Genomic DNA, 25,464 nt, shown 5'->3' with positions numbered 1-25,464 from the left:
GTACTCGTTTCATCTTACTCTGCCTTTCGCTCTCCAACGGGTTAGATTTCTGATGACGCGACATCTATCCTGACATGGAGGGGAAGCAAAGAAAGTATTTCGGCCGCCGGGCCGAGACCCGGCTTGGGTCCACGAAGGGCAATCTTTTAATCAAAGTACGACATGCAACGAACGCCACTAAGCTCCCTCTTGCGCTGCAACGACGTAAACATGATTGCTGCTTATCGACCGAAACCCATCCCCATCCCAACCTTCCCCTTGAAGGGGAAGGAGTAAAACCATGCCGATCCATCCACTGCACCGCTTGCAAGCAATTTAAATTCTGTCGGCACAAAGATATGCTTTATAAAACACCAAGGACACCCCTTGAAAACGAGGGAATTTAGATCAGCAGTACAGCCAAATAATTGAGCTACTCATATTGACCTGTGTTGAATAGTGTTGCGTACACACCGCACACAGCAAGCCCGATATCAATCCAACATCGGTTGTCATACAACCGTCACACCCGTCCTCTATCATTCCCCCCGGTCGCAATTCTTTATTCAATGATTTATTCCAATACGCTTTTTTCAAGCTTATTCCAACGGGTTTTATTATCATGCAAAATTTATCTGTATTCCGCCGCCTGCCGCTGGCGATGATGGTCAGCACGGCCTTGTTGCTGGTGGCTTGTGGTGGGTCAAGCACACCTGCTGCGGTGGATGCACCACTGGTCATTCCTTCTCCACCGGCTGACCCTGGTGTTGTGGACACAGCGCCGGTCGCTGCCAATGTGCCTGCCTTTGTTGACAATGTCGCCACCAATCAACGTGGGGATGCGCGCTATGCCACACTGGACACCAATGCCGGTGTGCGCGTGCTGGCGGGTTTCAGGGATATCTGGAAACCCCTGACAGAAATCGTTGATGCTGGCCAGACGGCACCTGCGGTAGATAATTTCCCGGCGGTGGTGACGTCCAAATGGACAGGCTTGCCGAATGACGGCACAGCAGGCGGCACTATCCTCAACCAGGGGGTGCATGATGCGAATATCCAGTTTGTCATCGACACCACCAGCAAGCGTACAGCCGACCAGGAACTGGCGGCCTATCTGGATGACCGTCGTGGCAAGGGCTATAGCGTGACAGATGGCATGGGCCCGCTGACAACGGCCTGGCGTCAGGCGGCACAGCAGACCACCACCATTACCGCCATTGCGGCTGATTCCGGCACGGTTTTGTACAATGATGCGGGCAACAATACCGGCGTGGGCAGTACCACCAATACCAGCTTTGGCAACGTGGTTGACCTGGTCAACCTGGTGGGCAACAACGGTTCTACCGAACCGGCCAAACGTTTCTACAAATATGCACGCCCTTACCGCTGGAGCAACAAGGTGATCGTCGCGCCGTCACTGATACCGGCAGAAAGCACCACCCCGGCCACCGATGGTGGTTTTACCAGCGGCCATTCAGCCGAAGCCGTGCGTGATGCGCTGGCCATGGCCTATGCCGTGCCAGAGCGCTACCAGGAAATTCTGGCACGTGGCCTGGAACTGGGTGAAAACCGCATCGTCGCCGGCATGCATTCACCACTGGATGTGATCAGTGGCCGCGTGCTGGGGCAAGCCGTGGTCGCCGCCAACCTGGTGGACCCGGCCAATGCCAGCAAAAAAACTGCCGCCGTCACCCAGGCGCATACAGCACTGATGGCCCTGACCAATACCACAGCGGACACATTCAATGCCTATGCGCATTCTGGCACGGCAACGACGGACCGCTTTGCCGACTATGCCAGCAATAAGGCTGCTTACCTGCGTCGCCTGACGTTTAACTTTGCGCCTGTCGCCAGCACCACGGCAGTTGCTGTAGTTCCAAAAGGCGCCGAAGTCTTGCTGGAAACCCGCCTGCCTTACCTGAGCGATGCGCAAAGACGTGTGGTGCTGAAAACCACCGCCATCGCGTCCGGTTATCCGGTCCTGGATGATGCCGAAGGCTGGGGTCGTCTGAACCTGTTTGCTGCGGCTGATGGGTATGGCAGTTTCTTTGGCAATGTCGTGGTCACCATGGATGCCAGCAAAGGTAGCTTTAATGCACAAGACACCTGGCGCAATAATATTTCTGGCGCTGGCAAATTGACCAAACTGGGTAGCGGCAGCCTGAAACTGGCTGGCAATAATAGCTGGACTGGCGGCACGCAACTCGATGCCGGTGCACTGGAAGCAAATTCGGCCACGGCCTTCGGTACAGGTGACGTGTATAACAGCGCTGGCACCCTGGTCTGCAACAGCACCAGCAATGTGAATATCACCAGCAAATATACGCAACTGACTACCGGCACACTGGAATTGAACCTGCGCAGCGCCCAAAGCCAACTGGTGGTCGGCAGCACCGTCACCATCGCTGGTGGCACCCTGCGTATCAAGTTCCAGAATGGTTACAAGCCTGCTGTTGGCGACACGCTGACAGTGATCACCGCAGGCAGCCTGAAAGGTAAATTCACCACCATCACGGTAGATGGTTTCACCGCCACACCTACCTATACCGACACAGGCCTGCAATTGCGTCTGGCTGCATAATCTGACCGTTACAGAAAAAAACGCTGTCCCGGTTTAACGGGGCAGCGTTTCTTTTTGATGGACTGTCAGTGGACTGTAACAATTGAAAACAGAGTGCCTTCCGCTTGCGCGACGACCATGGCTGCGTTGCAAATGCTCGCGATAGTTCACTATCGCTGTGCATAAGTGTTAACCTTGCCTTGCCCTGATCGCCAGGAAAGCGTCTTTCACTTCTGTTTCAACTGTTACAGTCCACTAGATCATCACATCAATAAGCAAGCCGTCCGTTCAGGCTGATCACGGCAATATCCAGGAACGAAGAACCACGACGATTGGTATCACCAAAATCAATCGGAAACCCGCCAATACGATAATTGCGCATGCCCTTCAGTGCCTGCGTAATTTTTTCTGGTGTCGGTTTGGCACCTGCGGTTTTCAGCGCCTCTATCATCAGGCGCATATTCATGTAGTTTTCAAAATTAAGCGGACTGGCATTGGTACCCTTGCCATACGGCGATGCCAGCAAGGCCTGATAGTCTTTCGCCAGCGGCAATGAACCACCAACGGGATTGGGCACGACCTGGGTAATGGCCATGCCACGCACCCGGCTTTCACCGGCAAAATCAAGCAAGAGCTTGGGCGGCACAAATGACAGGGTATAAATCTGCGATGCGCCGGTTGGTGCGTCATAGACTTTCATGAAATGCATGACGGCTTCTGGCAGCCCCATCAACAAAATCGCCTGCGGCTGGACGGCAATAATTTCTTTGGCTTGCTTAGTGAAATTGGTTTCGCCAGGCTTATAGGGCGTTTTCAAGATAATGTCAAACTTATGCTCTTGCGCTGCCTTGGTAATGCTGTCATTGATACTGGCACCAAAGCCATCATCCTGATAAAAGACAGCGACTTTTTTCAAACCCAGTGTGGACACGATGCGGGCGATTTTGAATACCTCGTCGTTATAGCTGGGGCGGGTATGAAAAATCTGCTCAGAACCGGCACCGCGTATCGCTTCCGAACCACTAAACACACCCAGCAAAGGCACCTTGTATTTGTTCAAGATGCCAGACTTGATGATGGCCAGGGTATTGGCGGTACCGGCCGTATTGACGAAAGCCACCACGCCATCTTTGGTGATGGCTTCTTCGACCAGTCCGGCGGTTTTCTTGGCGTCATAATGATCATCTTTGGCGACCAGGGTAATTTTATTGCCGTTGATGCCGCCCTGGGCATTCACCTGCTCGATGTAACCGCGCGCCATGTTCAAGCCTTCATTGGAGGTCATCGCGATGGGGCCGGTCAGGCCAGTGACGTAGCCGATTTTGACTTCTTCAGCGTGGGCAAGGCCTACCCCGCAAGCGAGAGCTAACAAGCCCGCCTGCCATTTTATTAAAAGCATTTTGTCTCCATTCTTTTATCAATCGACTGCCCTCCTTTCGATCCGGGGGCAATTCAGAAACCCATTCTGTATGCATTAATCTGTTTTGGCAACAGACGCAATGACGGGCAGGCATGAAATAGTCAAGCACCTGCTTGTTTACCAGTGCAGGGAACGGTTGTTAAATTGAGACAATCAGAGACAGCCCATCAAACGCAACATTCGTCACGCTGGGTCATCTTGTCAACATTGGCATTTAAATACGCAAGCCCCACATTTTCTGCAATGCCTGCTGACCTTGGGGTGTGATTGTGACCATACGCGAGCGTTGCGTGCGCAGTATCCAGGTTTCCCTGACAAACAAATCCAGCAAGGCTGCGCCCAACACCCCGGCCAGATGAGGCCGCCGTTCGGTCAGGTCTATGCAGCAGCGTGCATACACGCGACGGCTGCTGGCATGCGCTTTGGCATGCTCATGGGCGTCAATGCCCAATGCGGCAAGCTTCTCCTGACCTTGCTGGGTCAGCTTGAAATCCTTGCCTGCCGGTTCCAGCCATTTTTCTTTCAGCATGGCGTCGAGTATCTGTACGGCCAGCTCCCCTGCCAGATGGTCATAACAGGTTCTGGCATGTAAAAATTCACCCGGCATGCTGCGCGCCAATGCCGTTTGTGGTGGCTGGCGTGGCCCTGCTGACTGGGTTGTTGCCCCCAGTACCGCCATGCTTTCTATGAGGCTTGCCGCCTCTGCACTGGCAATGCGGAAATAGCGATGCCGTCCGTGCGAGTGGGCCAACAACAAGCCACCATCAACCAGCTTGGCCAGATGGGCGCTGGCAGATTGTGCAGACACATTCGCTGAAAATGCCAGTTCGCCCGCCGGACGCGTGGTGCCATCGATCAGTGTCCACAGCATGGCTGCCCGCGCCGGATCTGCCAACAAGCTAGCAATACGGGGAATATTATTTGCGTCATCCATACTTCATCCTGGGCTGAAACATCGGTACGCTATCTTGCCGATAATGGGCATCCCTGTCCACAACGAAAGTAGAAAATGCACCTAGCCCACAATATCGGTATCGCCAGCCAGATAGGCAAGTACAGCGATGCGATTGAAGTCTGTAGCCCGGTTTCCAACCCGGTCCGGTGGCTGTATACTTCCGGTACGCCCGGTTTGGATAAAGAAGGTAACTTGCCCAACAATATCAGCGCCCAGGCAGAACTGGCCTGGAGCAATATTACCAGCATGCTGACGCAGGCCGACATGGCCGTCGGTGATATCGTCAAAATCACCCACTATCTGACGCGTGAAACAGATATTGCTGACTACGTTAAAGTGCGTAGCCGTTTCATCGGCGACGCCCGACCGGCATCGATGTTGCTGATCACCCCCGCCCTGGTCAAGCCGGGTTTTCTGGTTGAGATAGAGATCATCGCCGCCAAAGCTTAAACTTTTTCATGCTCTATCCGCGAGTCATAAAAAATCCAGCACGGAGCTGGATTTTTTATACAGACAATGCCATCAATATCATCCAGAAATGGCCTTGCGCCCCAACGCGCTGTCATCGGAGAAAAAGCCATCGATGCCGGCAGCGATATAGCGCTGCATTTCTGCCACTGAGCCTTTTTCGTTTCTGGCATCCTCACCTTTGTCATCACGAAAATCTGCGGCCAGAAAACGATTTTCAGGGCGGAAGGTCCAGGTGTGTACGAGCAAGCCTGCCTCATGCGCATCCGCGATCAGGCTGGTGGGTTGACCCAGTTTGCCATCGGCCAGCAAGGGGATCAGGGCACGGGTCGGCGGTGCCACTACGTCAGCATAGCTGGCGATGTCACGCAAACCCTGTTTGCTACACATTTTGCCAAACGTCAGCTCACCACCAGCGGCAACCACATCCGCCGGGCGGACATCACCACGTTCTACCAACTGCATAAGACGGACATTGTGGCGCTTGCCCAGCACACTGCGGACATACTTGAGGTTGGCGACTTCAAACGACTGTATTTCCAGCGGGCAGCGGCGCGTGTATTCATGCGCAGCGATGATGTTCAAAAAGCGGTCTTCCAGCGGCAAGCCTATGCTGTTGAAATAAGTCGAATGCTTGAGCTCTGGTATCAGACCTATCACCTGCCCAGTCGTCGCTGCATGGGCAGCGGCGAAATCGATGATTTCTTCCCAGGTCAAAATCTGGAACATGCCGTCATACGCGGTATTTTGCGGACGCACCTTGGGCAGGCGTTCCACCGCACGCAGGGTCTTCAGTTCTGCCAGGGTAAAGTCTTCGACAAACCAGCCATTTTGCGGCTTGCCATCGATGCTTTTACTGGCGCGTTTGCCCGCAAATTCTGGCCTGCTGGCGACGTCAGTGGTTTCGCTCAGGAAGGCTTCATGGCGCGCCACCAGCACACCGTCTTTGGTGATGACCAGATCAGGTTCAATATAGTCAGCACCATCGGCAATCGCCTTGGCATAGGCGGCCAATGTGTGTTCTGGCCGCAAGGCAGATGCGCCACGGTGGGCAAACAACTCTACCCTGCCCTTACCTGCCGCCAGCGCGGTGGATGTCAGGCCAAATGGTGCGCCACCCAACAGCACAGCAGATGCGGCGGCTGTTTTCATAAAATGTCTACGTTGCATACTCATCTCGTTTCCTTTAAAAATTGCAACCAAAAGTGACGAACACCTGGCGTGGTGCAATCGGGAAGGTATTGTAAGTGCCATTGGCGGCACCGACCACCACCACCGATGTGCCGGTGACCTGGTTGAGGTTGGTGACATTCAAACGCAGCCTGGCATTTTTCAAAAAGCCATTTGGCTCCAGCGGGATTTTTGCTGTCACGCCCAGGTTCAGCATGAAGTAGCTATCCACGGACAAATCATTGGTATAGGTTGCATAGCGCTTGCCGACATAGTCACCAGTCAGTTGCGCTTCGATGTCACCAAAGGTGGCGGTGGCGACAAACTTGTTCATCCATTCAGGGCTACCGGGTACACGCTTGCCCGCTGTTGCCACCAGTGCCTTGCCATTGCTATAGTCGTCAGCATACACTGAACGATTGTAAGACAGGGCATTATAGAAGCTGAAGTTTTTTCCAAAGAACAGCGTACCGGCGATATCAATACCGTCAGTGCTGACGCTACCGACGTTGGCCAATACAGGGTTGCCACCAACGATGGAAGAAATCACTGGTGTCGGGCTGATCTGCAACAGGCGGTTGCTGAAATCGACATGGTAAATATTGACCTGGCCATCAACCTTGTCCAACACACCCAGATCGAGGTTGCGCTTGCCGCGCCAGCCCATTTCATAGGTAACCGATGTTTCTGGCTGGGCCGTGTTCTTGAACAAGTCAAAAGCCGACTGGCTGGCCAGGCTCCATGGCGATGCACCACCGCCGCCATAGGTTACAAACTGGCGCAGGTTTTTTTGTGCGTTGATAAAGAACTGATCACGCGGGTTGATTTCCCACAGCAAACCCAGTTGCGGCAAGAACCATTTTTTTGTATCGATCTCGCCCACCGGCAAGGCCAGCGAGCCACCAGATATCGCGCCCGGTAATGGCTGCACCGGGAAATCCCCTGTTGCATATTGCAGGCTGGATTTAAAACCGGCCTGCACCACGATGTCAGGGCGCACACGCCATTCATCCTGCAAATGCAACTGGATGACGTTATTGCGTATCTCGCTGCCGTATTGGGTAATCAGCGGATTCGATGGCCTGTCATACGGTGAGCTTGGATGATTCACATCCAGCGCATACCAGCGGCGATAGGCGGATGATTCATTATGTTCCCACCAGCCACCGAATTCGATCTGATGATCACCCCAGGTGGTACGCAGATTGGAAATCAGGCCAGAACGATGGATATCATATTCCGTCGTGCGGGTGGCATAGCCAGAATTGCCAAATACCTGCTTCAGGTTCTGGTTAGGAAAATACACGCTGAACAAGGCTGGCAAACCAGCCGCACCGATAGGCCCGGCAACCACGCCGACACCGTCATCACGGTGGAAATACACCTGGTTAGACCAGACCGTATCGTTATTCAGGTTCCAGTCATATTTGGCATAGCTCAGCACGTCTTTGCGCTGGGCATCGCTATAGTAATTGTGGTAGTTGGAGCCATCGGCTGCCGGCGTGGCGCCGGTGGGTGACAGGTAATTGACTGCCGCAGCAAAATCAGGATACAAGAACGGGCGTGTATACGGTGCGCTGGTTTCACCGGTCACATGCACCGTGCTGTCTTCGTTTGGTTCTATCTTGTCGTTGTAATTGAAATACAGGGTCAGCTTGCCGGCATTTTGGGTATTGGTGTACTTGGCATTGACTTGCTTGCCACCCTGCTTGCCGTCAAAATCCCAGGCGCGGGCATCTTGCCGCATGACTGCTATGTATGCCGCATTGCCGTCACCAAAATTGCCGGTATCAAAACGGGCAAAGCTACGCGAGGTACGGTAACTACCGAAGGTCTGTTCTATGTTGGTTCTTTGTGCCGCCAGCGGGTCACTGGAAAACACTTCTATGGTGCCACCCAGGTTGCTGGTAGAGGCTGTCGCCAGGTTACCTGCACCGGATGACAGGATCACATTCCTGACGTTTTCGCTGATGACGGCGCGCTGTGGCGACAGACCATTGTAATTGCCGTATTGCTGATCACCCAGCGGTACACCGTCCAGCGTGTAACCCAGTTGCTGGCCGTTAAAGCCATGCACAAACAGGCTCAGATTCTGTTCGTTATTACCCCATGGGTCAGCCGTGGCAAAGGTCACGCCTGGCAGTGTTTGCAAACCCTTCACAGGATTGGTACCCGGCAGGATTTTCTGCAACTCGGCACCGCGCATGGACACCGCAGAGCGGGTAGTCTGCGATGAAATTTCTACCGTGGCGATACTGGCATCAGCCTTCTCGTTTTTATTCTCGTCTTTAGCTGCCACCGTCTGGGCGCTGGCAAATTGGCTGAAGGCCATCAGGCAGGCTGCCGACATGGCGAGCATACGGAATGGAGACGGCTGGGCGTGTGTTTTTTGCTTGGCGGATGTCATGAAATTCTCAGAAAAAATCGGTAACAGCACAGGGTCTGTCGAAAAAAAATGCGCGCACAAGCCCCTTTCCGGGCAACGATGCTGTCGCCAGAAAAAACTGAACCACGTTAAAAAAATTTGGATTAAAACGCTGAAGTAATTTGGAAAACCGCCGAAGTGTAGTTGCCTTATATGACCTTGCAGTGACAGTAACGATTTATGAAATGAGTTCTAGTGTAGGATTTTATTCACACTTGTTTTGTAACAGCTTTTTTATCGTGTGAATCAGGTTTGACTGTGATGACCTGTCACCTGACAGGCCATCAAGAAAGCGGAAGGAATATAGAAATATAGGAAAGCTTAAGGCTGCAAAACCTCTGCCACTGCAGCCTTGCCCACAGGTGTCAGGAAAGGCATCATTTGTTTGTAGGGAATGATGATTGTGTCTTCACACAAGCCCATGTGATTTAAATGAGACAAGCGGAACACCATGCCACTCTTGCCTGCATAGGGGTCGTCTATATCGAAAGCATCGCCGCCCATCATGCACCGTTCCGGTTTCTGGTTCTTGAGTTTTTTCAATAGCGCGTTCAGAGGTGTTTTTTGTTTATTTTCACCGCCCTTATTCTTATCGCCTTGTTTGACCCATGTCCAGGTATCGATCATTTTTCCGGTACGAAGATCGAAGGTTTCATACATCTCATAAGCCAGTCCATGCGAGCCGTCACAAGCAATGTCAGACATCCAGTTTTTCACCACCAGTTTGCTGTCTGTCCAGACCAGTGGTTCAAAACCCCGGCCCCAGTCTGATTCTTTGGCGCCGTTACGCAGGCAAGTATAAAACCAATCTGCAGAGTCCTTTAACCAGTTGCGGGTATAGTCGTTGAAATTCTTGCTACCGGGCACACTGGCAGGCAATTCAAATACCGTAGCGGCAGGGGTGGAAATGCTGCGGTATTCCCTGCCTTCGAACTTCAGATCTTTGCTGGTATGCGGCAAATCATCTTCCAGGGGCTTGTAATAGGCAGCGCCGCAAATATCGGACTCGGGAATTCTGGGGCTAGTCATGACAGGCGCCTTCGTTAACTTGAATGGTATTTGTTTCTTACCGTCCGGGCTGATCCAGGTCAAGTCCAGCGTCGTAACGGCAGCGCCTGGGCTTATGCCTGAAACAGCCCAGAAGCCTGTGATCTTTTGATCGTCGCCATAGAGTCCATTGGTTTCTTTCCAATCAGTAGTGTCTTTGTCAGGTGTCAGGTCCAACGGCTCGAGCAATATCCCCCGCAGATTTCGCAAATAATAAAATTCCGCACCGACAGAGGAGCTGAAACACACCATGAGCTTGTTATCACCGATGCTACCTTTCCATACACCGGCATAGGATAATTCGGCGGCCTGCACTGTCATGCCAAAGAATAAGAGAAACAAGGTGTAAAACAATTTCATCATATGATCCTGTAATGGAAATTTGGATTTGCCAATATATACCTGTATTTTTAGCTTGGCAATTTATCAATTTCAGAGTGCCGAAATCCCTGCGCGGTCCGCAATTGTTGGAAAACTGCCTACCTGCCAGCCTTCCAGGAAAGCTTTTGCTTGATTATGTGAATGATCGTCCGCTATTTACTCGCCTTTTCGTCACATTTCGCTGAAAATGCGTGATAGGCAAAATGCAGTGAGGAAATAAATGGATTTGGTTCTGGGTTTGGGGGCGACGTTCATCGCCATTGTGCTATTAGTACAAGTAGTCACGCTGGTGATCTCTACCAATCGCTTATTGAAGTTGCAACTGTGGTCGCCGCTAAAGACACCATGTGTGCGTAGCGCCCTCGGTGAACTCACGCCGGTGCTGGATGCCGCACGTCCCGAACTGGAACAGGCTGGTTTCCGCTACATGCACAGCTGGCGTGAACGGTCCATGATCTGCGCCGGCGATATGCCCTACAGTTATGTGGATGTGTATCACCACCTGGGGCAAGATGTGCATGCTGAAGTCTATCCTGCCGAATCAAGCAGCGGTGGCAGACTGTACAACGTCTATCTGTGGAATACCTATATCGACGGCAATGCCCTGCTGACCGTCAACAAGCTGCTGCACAGCATGATCCCCTATCCGGACCGGGTCTGGGTGCAGGATGCGAATGCAGACGATTTTGCCGGGCAACTGGCGGCCCACCTGCACACGCGTGAAGCCGTCTTGCAACAACGCACGGACGATATGGATGCACCGGCCATTGCACAAAACCTGGCCGGACGCTGGATGGTCAGGCTGGAAAGAGAAGGAAAAACCTATCAGCGCGGCACCGTGCAGGAAGAAGCCGTCTACGGCTTTCGCTTTTTACCGGCCCTGGCCCTGGCCTGGCGCATGCGACTCAACAGTTGGCGCATCAAGAAAAAAACCGCTGCCGTCACCACGCTGAACCCGGCACTGGATGCCGCCAGCCTGGCGCGTGACCGCTTTGCCTTTGTACGTACACTGTGCACCCTGCGTTCGTTACGCGCGCCGCGCTGGTATCAGTACGTCAGCTTTACCCTGTCGGCGCTGGCCTTCCTGGGTGTCGGTGCCTGGTGGTGGGGGCTGGATGGCGCGCTAGTCGTGGCGGCGGTCATCGCTCTGCATGAAGGCGGCCACTGGTTGGCCATGAAGCTGGCCGGTTTCCGCGACGTACAGGTATTTTTTGTACCGGGCATGGGCGGTGTCACCAGCGGCGAGAAACATGAAGCCAGGCCGCTCACGCATTTGCTGGTCTATCTGGCCGGCCCCATGCCGGGCCTGCTGTTATCGGTGGGGGCACTGGCGGCGATTACCTTCATACCTTCACTGCTGACGATGGAATGGGCACCGTACTTGATGACGGCCATCATGGCATCGTTTTTTATCAATGGTTTTAATCTCTTGCCGGTCTTGCCGCTGGACGGTGGGCGCGTGATTGAATTGCTGATCGTGGGCCGCCTGCCGTGGCTGCGCTTCATCTTCTCGGTCGCCAGCGGTGGCCTGCTGTTGCTGGCGGGCCTGAACACCGGTGACAATATCCTGCGCGGCCTAGGCATCTTGATGCTGCTGGGTTCACCCTTGCATTTCCGCGTTGCCAAAGCGTCTTCACTGTTACTGAAGCAGGACCAGGCCAGACCGGCACCTGGCGAACGCTTCAGCAGAGCCGCACGACGCCTGTATGATTTCATGGGCCAGGCCAGCTTCAGCAAATGGAATTATGCGACCAAGCTCGATGTCGGCCTGACCCTCTTGCCACGTTACCTGGGACGCCTGCCGGGCTGGAAAGAAAGCACCGTCGGCCTGGTACTGTACCTGAGCTGCATTATCCTGCCGCTGGTTGCCCTGGGTGGCCTGATGTATGCCGCACCGGGTGCCATGCTGAGTGTTGCCGGACAAGGTGCCAGCACTTTCATCGACACCGACAAATCAGCCAGGACAGCCAAAACCGATCGCAAGGCGGCCGTGCATAATTCAGAAGCCGACATACAGCTACAAAGAAAACAGCGCGCAGAAAAAATAGATGCAGCACAAGGCCCGGGACGTATCGACGTCATCAAGGCAGCACTGGAAGAATCGCAGGAAATCGATCCCGAAGACGCGTTGCGCATCGCCAGGCTGTATTACGCCGAAAACAATAATTCGATACAACCCACCTATGCCCATGCCGATGCCGCGTTTTCTGTCGCAACGGCATTGATGAACTGGTCGGGCCCGGATGATACTGCAGATTCCAAAAAGAATGAGGCAGAAATAGCCCAGTACCAGCTGGAAGCCGAAGCCATTTTGCGGGCGCGACTGCATGCGCAGGAAGATAAGAAAGATAGCCGTTTGCTGGCTCAGATATTGCAGGCACGCGATATGTCCGCCAATAATCCGGGCAAGATCGTGCTGCAGGAAGAAGTAGTCACTTTGCTTTCCAGTGACAAACAGAAGGAAGATGTGCAATTGCTGCAAGCACGCCAGGTGCTGGCACGCAGCCTGTATGCAGCAGGACGCCGCGCAGATGCAGAAACACAATTGCAAGCCGCCGAAACCGACTTTGACTGTTCACCCGAAGTGAACGACAGGCCAAATGACAAAATAAGCGACAAGCTCAGTGACAAGCTTGGTGATAAGCTTGGTGATAATTACCACTGCAATTTGTTGAAAACAGACCGGGCCTGGCTGATGGTCAGTACCAACCGGCTGGATGAAGCAAGACAATTGGTGGCCCCGTTTTTGAAAGAAGCCACCAACGATAAAGGCATGAATGATTTTGCCAGGCACGAAAGCCACCAGATCAACTGGATGATCGCGACCCTGCAAAAGGATTATAAAACCGCCAAACAGGAAGCACAGGCTGCCAATAACAGCTACCAGGTATCGTCAGGCAACTGGCTGATTGATCTGTTCATCAAACGCGGGCAACCGGCCAGCAATTTCCAGGCAGACCTGATGCTGGTACATAGCCAGCGTGCTCTGGGTGAAACAGAAGAAGCCGGCAAAACCGCCGACAAACTCAGCAACGCCGTCCAGCAGGCACGCAACCGCCTGCCGCAGACGGCCAAACCAGCATCCGATGAACTGGCGTGCCGCAGCATCGTGTTTGACAACGGCTGGAAAAAATTCTTCCAGCAAACCCTGCTCGATATTGAACAACGCGAAATCAAATGCACACCAAGCCTGGTTGCCGCAGTTGGATAAGTGATAAGAACCTGTTTACGATCTGTAGCGAGCGAGCGTCAGCGGGGTGAAGAGCAGCGCAAAAAGCGGAATGTACTCTAAGTACATGAGCATTTTGAGCAGCGCATGAGCCCCGATCACGCTCGCGCAGTAAGATCGGTGGCAGCAGGTGGCTTCACCACCCTGCTGCGCCCATCGTTATCAGGACAGGCTTATCGGTGACGCTGTCGCTTGCTTAACCATGTTTGTACCGTCCGGGTTTCAAATATGCGGATGCAAGTCCACACCAGCGCCGCCATGGCGGGAAACCAGCCCGCCAGCGTCGCCAGCACCGTGCCTATGGACAAGGTGCATCAATGAATAACACGCATGCCATTTCTGTTCAACACCAGTTGAACAGACGTACAACGCAGACAAGCGCATGCTGAACAAAACCTTGCACAATGGCTTCGATTGCTTCGATTGCCTCACTCGCAATAAGGCTAAATACCTTCCAGCGTCACCAGCTTTTTTGCAATCGATTCACGGTTGACCAGGGCAAAGGCTTTGGCATACGCCAGGTTACTGAAAGAAAACCCGATGGCAGTCACTTCGCCAGAAACAAATTCTTGTTTCAGGCGCGGTATGCGCACGGGCTGAAAATAACTGGTCTGCTTGCCTTTGGGCCGTGTCAGCGCCCCCATACCGGCACAGGCCAGGGCCGCCAGGGCCAAAGCAAACGGCAGCAGGTAACGGGCGATCAATGCGCTATTCAAGACCATGTCGCCAATGATGATCAGTGCCAGTGCCGATACCGCAAAGGCGACAATAAAAATCAGTAGACAGTTCAAGATGCTTTTCGGGCGACGGCTTGCCGTTGGCGCACAGTCTGTGCAGAAAGGCAAAGGCAGTTGAAAGGTGATTTCCGTCCCGCCCCCCACCATATAACTGGTGCGCCTGGTATCTTGCTCTATGGTCGTCAGGTCGGTGGTCTTGCCGCAATTGCAGCACAGGTGATTGGGAAACAGGAAAACGACGCCGTCACGAAACGGCAAGGTACCCAGAGAATATTCTATCATCGGCAGATTTCCGCTAAAGCGAGGGTGAGCACATCTCACCAACAGGAAGGTAATGCGTTCTACAGTTTTTACTGCTGGCAGCATAACCGAGCACCACCAGAAAAACAATTTTCACAACAATGCCCGACACATCCCTGCAACACTCCGCGTCTCTTGATAAGACAGAGAATCTGAAATTCACTGCACAAATCCCAACATTACAACACTGTATAAAAATATAGTTATTCCATACTAACCAATGCCATTACAACAATGGCATAATTTAAATACAAGACCCTCGATAGTCAATCAATCCAATCACCTCCGATAGAGAAAAAAACATGCCCAAACCAAAACCAACGCCGTGGGAAAAAATCGCCGGATTTATTTTTGGCGTGGTATTTGTGATCACCCTGCTAGTGCTGAACGTGTTCATCCCTAACCCTACACCGACGCAATATGACACTTTCAAGGTCGTGCTGGCCCTGGCTGCTGCGGGTGTCGGTGGCATATTGGCCGGTTTTCTTCATGTGGAAGGTGGCATCGATAAATTCAAATTGCGGGCCGGTGGCGCTTTGGCGGTGTTTGCCACTGTATTTTTGGTGACGCCCGCTGCACCTGGCGCGCCAAAGGAGTCACCAGTCATTCAAACCAACAGCGGCAACAATGGCACCCAGGTTGGAGTGAACCAGGGCACCCTGAATATCGATAACGCATCTACCAGCCAAGCAACGACCAGTCAATCAACTGCCAGCCAAGCGGCGGCCAGCAAATAACCATGAAAGCAATTGCCCTGCTGTACTTTTGCCTGATCATTTCTGCAAATGCACAGGCAATTGAACAAAGCTGCCAGGGTGACGATTGCGTCCAGGTGGCCACCAACATAGGCACCATCAATGTGGTCGGCGGCACCCTTCAGATTGCCGTCAATAACGGTATTGTCAGTGTCTTTGGCGACCCTGAAGACGAATTGAAGATCAACGACTACGACATCAAAGTCAAGAATCTGGAGACGCAAATCCAGAAAAATCTCGACACCATCAATACGCAAGAAAAACGCCATGTATCTGATCAGGAAAAATTGGTCAAAGGCTGGGAATACGCAAAGAACCTGGTCAAAGAACTGGGAAAACTGAATAAACGCATCGCCTATCTGGATGAAAAAAATACACTCACAAAACAAATCCAGGAAGCACGCAAACGCTTTGACCTTCCCAGGGCAAAAGCATTATTGAAGCAAAAACAAGAGCAGGACGATGACACCGCTGCCGAAACCGCTTACCAACTGGCAGAACTGCAACGCCACGACCTGGAATACCTCGACGCCGATACCAACTACAAAAAAGCAATTTACCTGGACCCTGACAACGCCGTGTATCTCTCTGCCGCCGGAAACAATGCCTATACGCTAGGGGATTTTCCAGATGCAAAAAAATTGCATGAGCGAGCGCTGGCGATTGACCTCAAAACCTTTGGAGAAAACCACCCGGCCGTGGCCAGAGACCGCAATAACCTGGGAACAGCATGCTATGTACTGGGTGAATATCGCAAAGCTATCACCTACTACGAACTGGCCCTGGCCAGCGACATTAAAAACTATGGCGAAGCGCACCCCGATGTAGCGATAGACCGCAATAACCTAGGCGGTGCCTGGTACTCACTCGGCGAATATCGCAAAGCAGTCACCTACTATGAACTGGCCCTGGCCAGTGACATCAAAACCTATGGCGACGCCCACCCGGATGTAGCGACAGACCGCAACAACCTGGCCCTGGTGTGGGAAGCACTGGGAGAACATTACCAGGCCATCAGCTACTATGAAATGGCGCTGGCCAGTGACATCAAGATCTATGGCAACATTCACCCAAGCGTAGCGATAAAACACAATAACCTGGGCCTGGCGTGGGATGCATTAAGCGAATATCGCAAGGCCATCAGCTACTATGAAATGGCCCTGGCCAGTGACCTCCAGACCTATGGCGACGACCACCCGGTGTTGGCGACTGAGCGTAGTAATTTAGGTGCGGCATGGAACTCTTTAGGTGAGTATCGCAAAGCCATCGCCCTGTTTGAACAGGCCCTGGCCAGCGACCTTTTGACCTATGGCGAAGCGCACCCGGATGTGGCGACAAGGCGCAATAATCTGGGGACGGCATGGTCAGCATTAGGTGAATACCGCAAGGCTATCGACCTCTTTGAACTGGCCCTGGCCAGTGACCTCAAAACCTTTGGCGAAGCACATCCGAATGTGGCGACAGATCGCAACAACCTGGCCGGTGCGTGGCAATCATTAGGTGAATACCGCAAGGCCATTGACCTCTTTGAACTCACCCTGGCCAGCAACATCAAAACCTATGGCGAAGCCCACCCCGACGTAGCGATAAAACGCAATAACCTGGGCGCAGCGTGGCAGGCATTGGGCGAATACCGCAAAGCCATCGACCTCTTTGAACTGGCCCTGGCCAGCGACATCAATAACTTTGGAAACACCCACCCGAATGTAGCAATAGACCGTAATAACCTGGGATCCGCCTGGACCGCATTGGGAGAATACATCAAAGCCATCTCTTATTTTGAATTGGCCTATGACGCATTGAATTCCAACGCCAACTACGGCCCCGAGCATCCATCCACAAAGACATTGCTTGCCAATCTGAGCGATGCCAAAAGCCAGTTAGGCGGTCAAGGCAAGTCGCCATAAAGCCTGTGATTTTAAAATCGAGAGAGCAGTCTATCTGAATGCGGTGAGAGACTACCTTATCGGAAGAACATATATCTTCATCCTTCAGGCTCCCGCTGCGCCCTGCTGTGCTGTCGCCACCTCACGTATATGCTTGACGATAAAGAAATATAACAAGGCATAAGCACAACTGGACACAATCTCAAGCGGCGATCCTGCGAAGTTATTCTTAAAGTCAGTCATCAAAATCGCGATCGCTATCAGCAATACCGCCAACGGCAGCCCGATCATTAAAATCATTGCCATATAACGTATCGTGACCACCAGCGAAATACTCATATAGCGCTGCAAAAACTGAACACCCGACTCCCCTCCATTTGCACGAAACGCCATCATCGTACCCACAACAGGAATCAGCAGATTCATCATCGATCCATAATACGTCCACGCATTGGGTTCCTTTTCAGGCAGATAGCGCATCATTTCAACCGCAGTTGCACTGAACACCAGATACGCCATCATGTACCCATACATCTGCTTTTCAGACAAACTGCCATGGGCCAAATGCCTCTTTAATGCATCGATTTTCCAGAAATACATGGTGCCCTCGTTGAACTATTCAGTTGTGATCGTCACTGTGATGACGAATGGAATAAGGACTGACTGCCGCATTCAACAGCCGCCATCATCAGTCTGGGTATGAGTGTACCAAATTAATTCATTGGCAACAAAATATCTCTGGCTCCTGGTCTGGCTGAATCAGTTGATTGCGACAAATACCTATTTTCAGCTCCGCGTAGTTGCACGCTTGATTTTGAAATGATATTGATATTTTTTAGGCTCTACATGCGTGCGATTACGTTACACTAATAGCACCTACGCGGGCTGTCCCGAATCCCTCTGCGGAGGCGGGATATTATTGATTACAAATGACCACTTATCTGCATTCATGTATCTTAAATATTTAGCCTAATTTGCGAGGGTCTCTTTATATGAAATTCGTTATTTCAATAATATTTCTAATTATTTCTGAATGCGCAATGGGACAAACGTCTGATACAAAAACAATGGCACTGCCGGATGGGAGTTCAATTACAAACTCGATAGGATCTCTCCCGCCGTTCGAGCAAAAATTCAGAGTTCTTACACGTCAAGAAATAACCCGAATAAACGAGTTAGCTAAAAAAGGCGATGTATTCGTCAAATTTTACTTCCCTACAATTTCACGACCAGATCTAAAAGATTTTGATCGTGCTTTTAGAGCGTGGCAGACTTCAACCGGAAAGAAATTATCCAATCAAGAAGTAATTCAAATAATTGGAAGCTATCTTGGCAATGAGTTGGTAAGCAAATTAAACATGGAATGGGTAGAGGTCACAGATAAGTATGGAACTGATTATTCTATCCGTGGAAAAAATGCAGATGTAGAAATTACGTCATTTCCTTACTCAACAGTTTCAAAGAGAATTGAACACCATCAATACGATTTTATTTACAACACTTTTCACACTATCGCCCAAATGAAAAAGGATGGTGGTATTTCTAGCGGAAACAACGACTAGCAGAGAACGTAACTGGCCGCTTTGTAGAGCGCGTAGAGGCGATCAGATTAGTGCCTAATCGCTCTCAAGCTTGGAAATATAGGAATGTTGGACTACCCCTGGTATAGGCTCGATCGCTGTGTCTCAAAGCGGGATAGCCATGTGAATCCGTCTGGCCGGTTTGATCTGGATATGAGCAAGCGGCTTTCGATTGAAGCGGATTTGGCGTTGGCAACGTAGGATATTTTCATCTTGCAATGATTTGCACTAATTTGCCCAAGGTTCGACATGAGCGGCGGCCGGAAGCAAGCGAAGCTTGCCGGAGGACCTCCGCTCGATGGAGGGGTTAGGCCACGCGTTCAAGCGCAGCCACAGGATAAATTTGTACTGAACCGGGGTGAGACTCGGACTCGACGGCATAGCCTTCAGGGGTCAGTTTTGTGCAGTACCAGCCGACAACCTGACCCTGCCAAGCGGCACCAGATTTCTTGCGTACGCGATCTCCCAGGCCAAACGTGGCGCGCAATGGGAACGCAAACTGACCAGCAACTGCCGTACTGACTTCATTGCTACTTTGATCCATACCTGACCTTTCTTTTCAATGTATTGAGGTGATCTGTTGATCCATATCCAGACATAAATTTCTCGGCGGCTGCATGCGTATTTTACCGTCAAATTTCCTAGTCCCAAAACCATTAACAAAATTTACTTAGACCCCACTACGTCTTTTAATTTCCCCGCACGGCGTTATGATGTCCCATTCGGAATAAAGCGTGGGTTTGGTATTTGTGTCACCTTTATATAGTGGGCCCTTGTCGGGCAGCTCATAGTCGAACGTGGCTTCCAGCCTACCTTCAAACAAACCTTCAAATAGTCCACCCAGTCGAAAGCCGCTATTGTCTTCTGGTCCGACGTGGCAATTATTCGGGTGATTTACCAGGTAGTCACGTCCGTTTTTTTCTGTTGGCCCCAATAGCACATCCCCTCGCTCTATCGCGCTGTCATACAACGTTGCACACAGTTCATCTTTGGGAATAATCCGTTTTTCTTTTACGCAATATTCTTGAGGGCGAGTTTCTGCGTAGGCGTAAAACAGATAGCTGACCATGGTGACCAATATCATCAATGGCAGTAAAAGAAAAACTTTAACCAGCCTGTGCAAGGTAGGTGGATGATTTCCTTTCCACCATGATTTGAATCCATGCAGATCACCGTATCCTTGGTACCCATACCGTGTCAATAATTTTACAGCTATCAACCTGATTATCAGGCCAAGGCATAAAAAGAAAAAACTTGTTATTAAAAACAAGAGCATCAGCGCATCATCTGCCACATGGGCTATTTCCAACTGCAACATTGCTTGCACTGTCACGATGATGTTAGTAACGATAGTCATTAAAACTAACCAGCTAAAAACAGTAAGCCATCGGCCCAATGGTAAGAGTAATGGCACAAGAAAACACATCACTATGCAAAACAAAGGTTCAAACATGCTTTGCCATCCAAAGAGCGATAAACGTAGAAAAAAATATTGAACCAAAGCTACGTCTGCTGTACCGAAATCCATGGTTTATGCCCTGATCACGTGAGGAAAAAATGAATCACCAATGGAGCATCGATCCCTTCCATTTTTCGGTGAAAAGGCAGAATGACATACCACTGTGAAGGGAGAACGAAGGCTGTGTGAAGAGAGGATGCGGTTTGTAACAGAGGGCGTATAGACGATGATCGGTGATGTAATTACAAGTTACAAAATGCCAGATTTCCCTGGCACAGAAATGCAAAGCTAACTGATAGCGGGAGATCAAAAATTAGATGGAATTCCATTTCTGTGCCACACAAGAGTCGGCTCGCGTAGGGGTGATTCGCAACCCGTAATCGCCGACAAGGCTAAAAATGTATGAATGTCAGCGTAATAATCGGCTTGTTGCCGAAAATCGTGCCGAAGCAAACACGAGATTTTTACTCATTGAAAATCAATGACTTAGAATGTTTTCTTAAGAGGCCTGACCCCGCTCCCTCCTTATTTTTTTACAGGCTCCATGCCCCGTATGAATACATACCCCAATCATGATCGAGCACCTGCCTATTCGCTAAAAAGATCCAATGGAAAATTGCTCATGTCACGATCTGTTGTATGCAGCGTTCGGCTAATTCCAGAATCTAAGGCATTGGACTTCAGTATTGAATTTAAGTCTCTTGAATCAAATTTACTGACTAAGTCAAATAAAATCTTGAACGACTTATCAGTGAGATCATCCATGTCAACTTGTCCAGTAACTAGCTCATTAATTTGTGTCTTAAGCACTCCAACACTAGTCCATGAATCTGTTTTTCGAAATAGGAAAGATCCTATTCTAGCGATATGAAACGATGCGTTCTTCCCAAGAAATCGGGTTTGGGAATCGGTATTTTCGGTATATTTATCTTGCAAGAGGCAATCTTTAATCCTAGCGTGTATAAGACTCGAAAGAACATAAGGTTCTACTGCTCCACCTTCAAATATTTTCTCGTAAAATTCCCCCCAAACCTTATATTTTCTACTTCGAGCGTCACTACAACGCTTCAGAACTATTGCTAAGTATGCGGTAGCAACAGTGTCGTTCGATATGACATTATTTTTTGTCGCATTAGGTTCATTATCAAATTGGCGCGGCTTTCGTTCGTAGAATAAATCATAAATCAGGAAGCCCTTTTCCAAATCGGCTTGCACGAAATCATTTGACCGTAAATTTCGCCCTGAAATTTTATTTTGATTATTTGTAGTCAATACAATCCTATCGACCAAGTCATTATTCCCGGCCTGAAAGAACTTTACAAGCACCCTTGTGTCTTTTTGCAGCATGCCTTTTGTCGCCGCCCTAGCTAAAGATGACGCAGTCTGGCAGCCGTTCACGATTTGCATATTTGTTAATTTTATATGTGGATCATCTGGATCCGTAATTGGATCAATTTTGTCGCAGACAATAGTGATGCCATTGTTTAGAAACCAAAACAAATAGCTTAATTCAACGCTTGAACAAGTAGATAAAATTTCAGGATTGACACTACCTCTATTTCCAAGATATTTACGAATATTCATGTCAAAGACGTAGCCGTTAACATCTTCATTAACTATATTTGCAATCTCTTGAGCCGGCACCGAGCATACAATTCCGGTTAAACCTTGAGTTTGATATTTTATTAATGACGGCGTATTCGCGTCATATCTTATTTTGACACTCGTAGATATTTTCTTATTTTTTTTATCCAGCGCATTAATCCTATCTACAATTTCATTAGCACTCCAAAGTTCAAACTTAAAGCTCGCAAATACTTCATTATCGTATTCATCGACGATAGTTTTCATTTCCTGTCTACATTCGTCGGAAACATCAGTTCCTGTAGCATTAGTAACATATGCTACTTGCACATGTATATTTGAAGGCCCGACCGAACTTTGCAATGCTCTATATGCAAGGATTTGATCTTTAAAATTCTTGTTACTGATTTGCTCAATGTCAGTCCTAGTTTTTGAAAATATCCACTGCAGTCCGTTACGCATTTGAATCAAAATATTTGATTCAAATGACCCCGTATTTTTCACCTGAAGAATAAAAATATTACCTTCGTCTGCTTCATCCATGATGGAAATGACGTCTATCTGTTTGTCTTGTCCGCCGTCAACTAAGTCACGCTTTTCAAAGGAATGAATACTTTGATCGGTAATCAGCATATGAGCTAACCTAACAAATGAGTCTTCGTTAGAAAGTGATAGATGCTTGGAAGTTTGCTCGATATTACTTTGGACAATTTGTTGTCGCAGGGTCATTGTCATAGCATAGTCCTTTATATTTCAAACATGAAACAACGGTTACTTCAGGTATAAATCTTCTTGACAAATGCAGCTTGCCTCTGTTCAAGGCCCGCCACTGCGGGGCCTGGTGGGGTACTACAACACATTCCTTGTGCTGCCCATCTCTCATTTTCTCGACACTGCCGACCGAGTGCTGGTTGTCGTCGTTGTAGCCAGCGTAGTGCGAATAACACCGCGTATTCGCACGTACGATTTTGAAATGATTATTGATATTTTTACAGACTTGAAATGCGTGCGATTACGTTAAACTAATCGGACCTACGCAGGCCAGGAATATATGAATTTCAGACCCCTGCCCCTCCACCCTCTAGTTAACTAAACGTCGCCATTGCGCTTTCAATAATTCAAATTCCTGCCTGCGCTTTGATCGGGTATATTCTAGTACTAACTCTGCTAAATCTTGATCGTCAAGTACAAGAATAAATCCCCGACCATCTTTAGCAGCATCCACACACCGTTTATACAAAAGTTCCTTATTCTCAATTGACCTACAAACGAGAATACCGACTCGGCCCCTACTCGGAGAAAATCTTCCCGCTAATTGATCGAGTTCAGGGTTGCCGATTTCCCGACCATAATTTTTGCATTCCACATAAATAAATGGACAGGAATAGTGCAAAGACAACCAATAGAAAAAACCATCCTTGGCTTCATTAGAGTATCGAATATCTATTCGTTTGCGACCATCGTGAATTTTTGACTGCTTTGTCGGACTGCATAATGACGGATAAAATAGCATTGAAAAAATTCGTTCAATAATATTTTCATATTCCGTTGCAGTTTTAATTCCAACATCTATCTTTGAGAGCGTTGCCAACATCTCCGTTAGATTTGGCAACGTTTCATTCTCTATTTCGGCAAATTGCTCAAGTGTAAGTGGCTTAGGAACACCCCTTGACTTCGCCAAACGATAGTCTTCTAAAATTTGAGGTCGGACTCTCGTTTGGTCAACAATTGCAAGCTTATCTTTACCATACTCTGCCATTAACACTTTTTTTGTAACTCGCGTATTCCCATTTCTTAACGTTTCAACCAGTTGCGATTTCGCTTGTAAATGTTCATGTTGCATTTCTGGGAGAATGTAGTGTCGATAATATTCATTCGCATCAAACGATAATTTAAGTCGAACTAAAATTTTTGGAACCAAAATCACTTTTCCATAATCAGTCATAGGCAAATCCGCATAAAAATCCTCCCACTGTTCCGTTTGAGGATTCCATGTCAAGCCGGATGCAACTTGTGGCGTAAGTGGTATGCCATAATAAACACACATATCTTGTGTGTACTTTATAAGCGGCCCACGAAGAATATTGCAAAGTGCATCGGATATCATATCCGTACCAATCCCTGGCAATAGCAACGCTGTATCTTCCAAATCTTTTAGTAAGCCAGTTACGGCTGCGCTACTTTTTGTTAGGGCTCCCCAAATATTTTTCGCTGATTCTGGTCCGAACCCATGTCCCCTAGATTTTCCTCGGGAATAACCCAGATGAAACTCATTACTTTCATTCAGCTTTGAAAGTAAGATTTGCGCATTTTCGTGATGTCCTTCTTTAATTAGTCGTAAGATCGTTTCAAAAAAAGTCTGAAGAAGAGAAGAAAGTTCGTTTCCCCAAACTGACTCTAAGCACTTAATTGCAACCGGCTCCAAAAACACAGGTATATCCGTATGTAATGGGACATCAACAAAATCCAGAAATGCTTGTGTTCTATCGAGCTTGAAATATTCAGAGAATTTCATCGAAGCCCCTATCTCAAAGAGATAAAATTTAATACGATCGTCATATATGAGTTCATTAACCAATTATTTTGCAAAATTTGCAAAATAATTCTATGTACTAATGGTTAATTGTTGTTAATTACATACCTTAACAATCCTTAACCATACACATTGCCAATCCACCCAAATCTGCACGAACCTAACTGCTGGTGCTGAACACACCTTTCCATCAGCGGCAACCACCCGGCGCCAGTAAGACGCGGTATTTTTACGTCCGTAGGTGCACCTATGGACGGGTAGTGCGTAACGATAGATGACCCGCAAAGGGAAGTTGTGGCCCGTCTGGTGGTGACGTTGAAGTATCTGGTTACTCTCTTAGGAGGGGTGAAAATGAACGAAAACCCATCAGAAGGCCATCGCGGCCACCCCATACCCCAATTGCGTCCGCAAAAGCTGCATCATCGAACCCCTCTTTTGCCTTTTCCAAATTACAAGAACTACACACCAGCCTTGAACGTCAGTGTGGTCTGCAAATCAACGCCCTCAAAGCCATGGGCTTTGCCCTCCTTGCTCGACGAGCTTGCCAGCATCGCTGCCTTAGCCACCTTTGATAGCAATTTGGACACGCCAAACCTTACCTGCTTTTTTGAAGCTGGTCACATTCGTAATTTGTTCGTAAAGGTTAACAAAAAGCACAGTTTCTGCCTTGCTTTGTTGATTTACTACTATTTGACTTCAACGCTAACCCATTGATTTCATTCGGGTTAAGTTGTTTTTTGAGGATATGGGTTTTAGTGCCCTGGTCCCGCCGACAGGAATCGAACCTGTATCTTACGCTTAGGAGGCATACGTTCTATCCATTGAACTACGGCGAGACACGGTAAGAAATGCTTGTGCATTTCTCAATCAGCCCGCCATCTTACCTGAGCCGGGCGCAACAATCAATTAAGCAGATGAGTTTCCGCGCCGCCCTAGCGTACAATACTGCTTTTCTCTAATTATGTCCGCGCATCTTCCTGATGCCGGTTTCACAGG

At 49.5% G+C, this 25,464-nt stretch carries 18 protein-coding genes and 1 tRNA gene; 7 read left to right on the top strand and 12 right to left on the bottom strand.

The window, feature by feature from the left end:
- Window positions 1–601 precede the first annotated feature (601 nt).
- Entirely contained in the window at window positions 602–2,560 is a 1,959-nt protein-coding gene (locus ACO0K9_RS26325) for a phosphatase PAP2 family protein (protein WP_422990064.1), read from the top strand.
- A gap of 247 nt (window positions 2,561–2,807) precedes the next feature.
- Here the strand turns inward: ACO0K9_RS26325 and ACO0K9_RS26320 are convergent, their stop codons facing one another.
- Window positions 2,808–3,938 (bottom strand): ABC transporter substrate-binding protein, encoded by a 1,131-nt coding sequence (locus tag ACO0K9_RS26320; RefSeq protein WP_422990062.1) that lies wholly within the window; start codon window positions 3,936–3,938, stop codon window positions 2,808–2,810.
- A 235-nt stretch (window positions 3,939–4,173) separates the two neighbouring features.
- Window positions 4,174–4,893: an ArsR/SmtB family transcription factor gene (locus tag ACO0K9_RS26315; protein WP_422990060.1), complete on the bottom strand. Its 720-nt coding sequence runs from the start codon at window positions 4,891–4,893 to the stop codon at window positions 4,174–4,176.
- A gap of 75 nt (window positions 4,894–4,968) precedes the next feature.
- Between ACO0K9_RS26315 and ACO0K9_RS26310 the strand changes: the two genes are divergently transcribed.
- Window positions 4,969–5,364, top strand: a complete 396-nt coding sequence (locus ACO0K9_RS26310; protein WP_422990058.1) for a RidA family protein — start codon at window positions 4,969–4,971, stop codon at window positions 5,362–5,364.
- Between the two features lie 78 nt (window positions 5,365–5,442).
- Here ACO0K9_RS26310 and ACO0K9_RS26305 read toward each other — a convergent pair whose 3' ends face one another.
- The 3 genes from ACO0K9_RS26305 to ACO0K9_RS26295 all read right to left on the bottom strand — a co-directional run bounded on the left by ACO0K9_RS26305 (window position 5,443) and on the right by ACO0K9_RS26295 (window position 10,384).
- Entirely contained in the window at window positions 5,443–6,558 is a 1,116-nt protein-coding gene (locus ACO0K9_RS26305; RefSeq protein ID WP_422990056.1) for a glycerophosphodiester phosphodiesterase, read from the bottom strand.
- 10 nt (window positions 6,559–6,568) lie between these two features.
- A complete protein-coding gene (locus ACO0K9_RS26300; RefSeq protein ID WP_422990054.1) occupies window positions 6,569–8,959 on the bottom strand; it encodes a TonB-dependent receptor in 2,391 nt (796 codons plus the stop codon).
- 339 nt (window positions 8,960–9,298) lie between these two features.
- Window positions 9,299–10,384: a hypothetical protein gene (locus ACO0K9_RS26295; protein WP_422990052.1), complete on the bottom strand. Its 1,086-nt coding sequence runs from the start codon at window positions 10,382–10,384 to the stop codon at window positions 9,299–9,301.
- A gap of 241 nt (window positions 10,385–10,625) precedes the next feature.
- On the opposite strand from ACO0K9_RS26295, the gene ACO0K9_RS26290 reads away from it, so the two are divergent.
- Window positions 10,626–13,616 carry a site-2 protease family protein gene (locus ACO0K9_RS26290; RefSeq protein WP_422990051.1) on the top strand — a complete coding sequence of 997 codons (2,991 nt, stop codon included), beginning with the start codon at window positions 10,626–10,628 and terminating at the stop codon, window positions 13,614–13,616.
- Window positions 13,617–14,077: 461 nt separating this feature from the next.
- On the opposite strand, the gene ACO0K9_RS26285 is transcribed toward ACO0K9_RS26290, so the two are convergent.
- A complete protein-coding gene (locus ACO0K9_RS26285) occupies window positions 14,078–14,653 on the bottom strand; it encodes a hypothetical protein (RefSeq protein ID WP_422990050.1) in 576 nt (191 codons plus the stop codon).
- A gap of 320 nt (window positions 14,654–14,973) precedes the next feature.
- Between ACO0K9_RS26285 and ACO0K9_RS26280 the strand changes: the two genes are divergently transcribed.
- Both ACO0K9_RS26280 and ACO0K9_RS26275 read left to right on the top strand, forming a co-directional pair.
- Window positions 14,974–15,408: a hypothetical protein gene (locus ACO0K9_RS26280; RefSeq protein WP_422990049.1), complete on the top strand. Its 435-nt coding sequence runs from the start codon at window positions 14,974–14,976 to the stop codon at window positions 15,406–15,408.
- 2 nt (window positions 15,409–15,410) lie between these two features.
- A complete protein-coding gene (locus tag ACO0K9_RS26275; protein ID WP_422990047.1) occupies window positions 15,411–17,333 on the top strand; it encodes a tetratricopeptide repeat protein in 1,923 nt (640 codons plus the stop codon).
- Between the two features lie 84 nt (window positions 17,334–17,417).
- Here ACO0K9_RS26275 and ACO0K9_RS26270 read toward each other — a convergent pair whose 3' ends face one another.
- Window positions 17,418–17,912, bottom strand: a complete 495-nt coding sequence (locus tag ACO0K9_RS26270; RefSeq protein ID WP_422990045.1) for a hypothetical protein — start codon at window positions 17,910–17,912, stop codon at window positions 17,418–17,420.
- A gap of 392 nt (window positions 17,913–18,304) precedes the next feature.
- Here ACO0K9_RS26270 and ACO0K9_RS26265 point away from each other — a divergent pair, with 392 nt between their 5' ends.
- Window positions 18,305–18,874, top strand: a complete 570-nt coding sequence (locus ACO0K9_RS26265; protein WP_422990044.1) for a DUF3806 domain-containing protein — start codon at window positions 18,305–18,307, stop codon at window positions 18,872–18,874.
- Between the two features lie 325 nt (window positions 18,875–19,199).
- On the opposite strand, the gene dfrB is transcribed toward ACO0K9_RS26265, so the two are convergent.
- The 4 genes from dfrB to ACO0K9_RS26245 form a co-directional block, all read right to left on the bottom strand.
- Entirely contained in the window at window positions 19,200–19,436 is a 237-nt protein-coding gene (gene dfrB / locus ACO0K9_RS26260) for a trimethoprim-resistant dihydrofolate reductase DfrB (RefSeq protein ID WP_422990042.1), read from the bottom strand.
- Window positions 19,437–19,562: 126 nt separating this feature from the next.
- The gene (locus ACO0K9_RS26255) at window positions 19,563–20,420 is read right to left on the bottom strand and encodes a hypothetical protein (RefSeq protein WP_422990040.1); all 858 of its coding nucleotides are present in this window, start codon (window positions 20,418–20,420) and stop codon (window positions 19,563–19,565) included.
- A 519-nt stretch (window positions 20,421–20,939) separates the two neighbouring features.
- Window positions 20,940–22,670: an AIPR family protein gene (locus ACO0K9_RS26250; protein WP_422990038.1), complete on the bottom strand. Its 1,731-nt coding sequence runs from the start codon at window positions 22,668–22,670 to the stop codon at window positions 20,940–20,942.
- A gap of 346 nt (window positions 22,671–23,016) precedes the next feature.
- Window positions 23,017–24,450, bottom strand: a complete 1,434-nt coding sequence (locus tag ACO0K9_RS26245) for a hypothetical protein (protein ID WP_422990036.1) — start codon at window positions 24,448–24,450, stop codon at window positions 23,017–23,019.
- 369 nt (window positions 24,451–24,819) lie between these two features.
- Between ACO0K9_RS26245 and ACO0K9_RS26240 the strand changes: the two genes are divergently transcribed.
- On the top strand, window positions 24,820–25,182 hold the full coding sequence (locus ACO0K9_RS26240; protein ID WP_422990034.1) for a hypothetical protein: 363 nt from the start codon (window positions 24,820–24,822) through the stop codon (window positions 25,180–25,182).
- 47 nt (window positions 25,183–25,229) lie between these two features.
- On the opposite strand, the gene ACO0K9_RS26235 is transcribed toward ACO0K9_RS26240, so the two are convergent.
- Window positions 25,230–25,304: transfer RNA gene (locus ACO0K9_RS26235), tRNA-Arg, on the bottom strand.
- Window positions 25,305–25,464: the final 160 nt, after the last annotated feature.

It is taken from the genome of Undibacterium sp. Ji50W, from assembly GCF_049340445.1.
In the GTDB taxonomy this organism is placed as follows: domain Bacteria; phylum Pseudomonadota; class Gammaproteobacteria; order Burkholderiales; family Burkholderiaceae_D; genus Undibacterium.
Note: the sequence above shows the minus strand (reverse complement) of the source record. Positions and strands in the feature narration are given on the sequence as shown.